This window comes from Mesorhizobium sp. M5C.F.Ca.IN.020.32.2.1, from assembly GCF_004023105.1.
Taxonomy (GTDB): domain Bacteria; phylum Pseudomonadota; class Alphaproteobacteria; order Rhizobiales; family Rhizobiaceae; genus Mesorhizobium; species Mesorhizobium wenxiniae.
Genome location: NZ_RZSX01000764.1, coordinates 1 through 3072 on the forward strand (window position 1 = coordinate 1; position 3072 = coordinate 3072).

The 3072-nt window shown below is 62.9% G+C and carries 4 protein-coding genes; 1 reads left to right on the plus strand and 3 read right to left on the minus strand.

The features are described 5' to 3' along the window. Window positions 1-216: DUF2259 domain-containing protein (locus tag EOA86_RS28440; protein ID WP_128344702.1), on the plus strand; the 216-nt coding region annotated here is incomplete at its 5' end. 372 nt (window positions 217-588) lie between these two features. Here EOA86_RS28440 and dhaK read toward each other — a convergent pair. The 3 genes from dhaK to EOA86_RS28455 all read right to left on the minus strand — a co-directional run. After that, window positions 589-1569 carry a dihydroxyacetone kinase subunit DhaK gene (dhaK, locus tag EOA86_RS28445; protein ID WP_128344704.1) on the minus strand — a complete coding sequence of 327 codons (981 nt, stop codon included), beginning with the start codon at window positions 1567-1569 and terminating at the stop codon, window positions 589-591. Window positions 1570-1603: 34 nt separating this feature from the next. Beyond that, on the minus strand, window positions 1604-2029 hold the full coding sequence (locus EOA86_RS28450; protein WP_128344706.1) for a hypothetical protein: 426 nt from the start codon (window positions 2027-2029) through the stop codon (window positions 1604-1606). A gap of 8 nt (window positions 2030-2037) precedes the next feature. After that, window positions 2038-3072 (minus strand): putative PEP-binding protein (locus EOA86_RS28455; RefSeq protein WP_164892059.1); only part of this gene is annotated, 1035 nt, incomplete at its 5' end.

Here is a 3072-nt window from a genome sequence, read left to right on the forward strand (position 1 = left end):
CTGCAGGCACAGGATGGCAAGCCGTTCCAACTGCTGCATGAGGACAAGACCGTGCCCGCCTCGAGGAATTGCCCGACCTCCTACAGCCTGTCGGAATCCTATGCATTCACCCCGGACGGCAAACCGGCAGTGCTTGCCGTGCTCGTGCAACGCTTCAGCCAGGGATTTGAAGGACTGGACCGCCGCTTTATCGCCGTGACTGGCCAGCTGCGTTGAAAAACGCCTGCTTGCGCTCAAATATGGTTCTAAAGCGGCAGCGCCGCGAGCATGAGGCCGAGACCGCCGGCGATCAGCAAGGCAGCGGCCAGCGCCTTTCTGTGACGTTCGAAACCCGTCGGCGCTCGATCCCAATTGTAACGCATGTTCTGCCCTCCCAAAACCGCCGGATTCCTTACCTTACCAAAGGTAAACAAAGCAACATTGTGCCTAACTCCACCACACTGGCCTGATAATGCTCGGGATAGCGCATGACAGTTTTGTCACCGACTGCTGTTGGGAGTCCTTGCGAAGGCCCACTTCGCAGACTGAAACGGGCTTTGCTTTTGGCGGCCACTTTTTGTCGTAAGCGGCAGCGCGGTGTTGGCGGTTCTACATCCCCCAGCGCAGCGCAGCCGTATGCACCGGTGCGTCCCACAATGCGGTCGTCTCGTCGTCGACCATGGTCAGCGTGATCGAGCAGCCTGCCATGTCGAGCGATGTCACATAGGACCCGACCAGTGAGCGAGTGACCGTCACGCCGTTGTTCTCGAAGATTTTCCGGGCGCTGTTGTACATCAGATAGAGCTCCATCAGCGGCGTGCCGCCGAAGCCATTGACGAAAAGCAGCGCCGGGCCCCTGTCGCGCAGATCGCCCAGGATTGCCGCGCAGATCTCCTCGGCGATGGCATCGGCGCTCTTCAACGTGTCGCGGCGGCGGCCGGGCTCGCCATGAATGCCGACGCCGAACTCCATCTCTTCGTCGCCGATATCGAAGGTCGGTTTGCCGGCCGCCGGTACGGTGCAGCTGGTCAGCGCAACGCCCATAGACCGCGTTGCGGTATTGACGCGTTCGCCAAGCGCCTTCAACGGCTTCAGTGCCATGCCTTGCTCGGCTGCGGCGCCGACGATCTTCTCGACCACCAGTGTGCCGGCAACGCCGCGCCGGCCAGTGGTGTAGGAGGAGTTCTCGACCGCGACGTCGTCATTGGTCACCACTTGCATGACCCCCTCCGACATTTCGGCGGCCATCTCGAAATTCATCACATCCCCCTCGTAGTTCTTGACGATAAACAGGCAACCGGCGCCGGTGTTGACCGCCTCCGCAGCCGCCAGCATCTGGTCCGGCGTCGGCGAGGTGAACACCTGACCGGGGCAGGCGGCATCCAGCATTCCATGGCCGACCAGCCCGCCATGCAGCGGTTCGTGGCCAGAGCCGCCGCCGGAAATCAGCGCCACCTTGCCGGGCTTGAGCGCCTTGCGGCGAACGAATTTGTGATCGTCGCCCAGCACCAGTATGTCGGAGTGCGCGGCGACGAAGCCGTCGAGGCTTTCGGCCAGCACCGTGTCGACCGAATTCAGAAATTTCTTCATGACCGTCCTTCCGAAATGGCCAGGCGTGGCGCGACTATGTCCCGCCCTTGCCGGCGATGCTGGTGATTTTCTGGATGAAATCGTTGACCGCCCGGTCGAGCGCTGCATTCTGCTTGTCGTCGCCGAAATCGGGAACGATCAGCGAGACATGCCGCGTCTTGCGCATGCCTGATGCCACCGACATTTTTCCGGGATGCGCCCGATGGTAGGCGGCAAGAAAATGGTCGCGTTCGGCCGGGCTGAAATGGCAGACGGAGAAAATAGCCGGCAAATGTTTCGACGGGATCGGGATCGAATAGGCCGGGCTGGAAATCTGCGTGACGAAGCTGCGGTGCTTGCCGAGCGCATCGGCCAAGCGCTGGCGCATACCGGACGGGCGCTGGTCGAGGACCTGCGACAGGATCATCTTATAGGCGCGGATCGCCTCTTCGGAGCCGGGTTCGGGTGTCTTCTCGGCCATGCCCGCGCCTAGATCGAAACGTCCGCAATGGCCGCCTTGGCCATTGCGAGTTGGGCGGGAACCACGGAAAGGTCACGCAGGCCGGCCTCGATCAGCGCCGGGATCGCCGCCGGATCGCCGCCGGCGTCGCCGCACAAGCTGACCGGAATCTTTTGCGCGCGGCCGAACGCCGCAACCGAGGCGATCAGCCGAAGCACGGCCGGATGCCTGATCGAATTGAGATGCGCAACCGAAGCATTGTCGCGCGCCGCCGCCATCACATACTGGGTCAGGTCGTTCGAGCCGATCGACAAGAAAGCGACCTCGGCAAAAGCCTCGGGAGCGATCGCCACCGATGGCACCTCGACCATGATGCCGAGCGGCGGCATTCTTTGCGCGACGCCGCGCGCGGCAAGCGCGGCCTTCTCTTCCGCGAACAGGGCGGCGGCACGCTGATATTCGTCCACAACGGCGATCATCGGGAACATCACCTTGAGATTGCCATGAATGGCGGCGCGCAGCAGCGCCCGGATCTGTACCCGAAAAACCTCCGGCCGTGCCAGCGATAGCCTGATGCCGCGCAGGCCGAGAAAAGGATTGCCCTCCTCGACGGTGAAGCCCGGCACCGGCTTGTCGCCGCCGGCGTCGACGGTACGAATTGTCACCGGTCTGTCTTCAGCCCATTCGAGCACTTTGCGGTAGGCTCGATATTGCGTTTCCTCATCCGGCAGCGTCCTGCCGAACAGGAATTCGGTCCGCATTAGCCCGACGCCGTCGCAGGTCGAGACATCGATGCTGTCGACATCGGACGGATCGGCGATGTTGACCTGCACCCGCACCGCCGTGCCGGCCTTCGTCACTGCCGGCCGGGTCAAAAAAGTTTCCGCCCGGTCGCGACGTGCCGCGAAAGAGGACGATTTTCGCCGGAACGCCTCGACCTCTGCCCTTGATGGCGCCAATATGATGCCGCCATGCTCGGCATCAAGCAGGGCGACGCCGGCAAGATGAGCCGGCGAAGCACCGAGCCCCACGATCATCGGCACGCCGCGCGAGCGCGCCAGCAT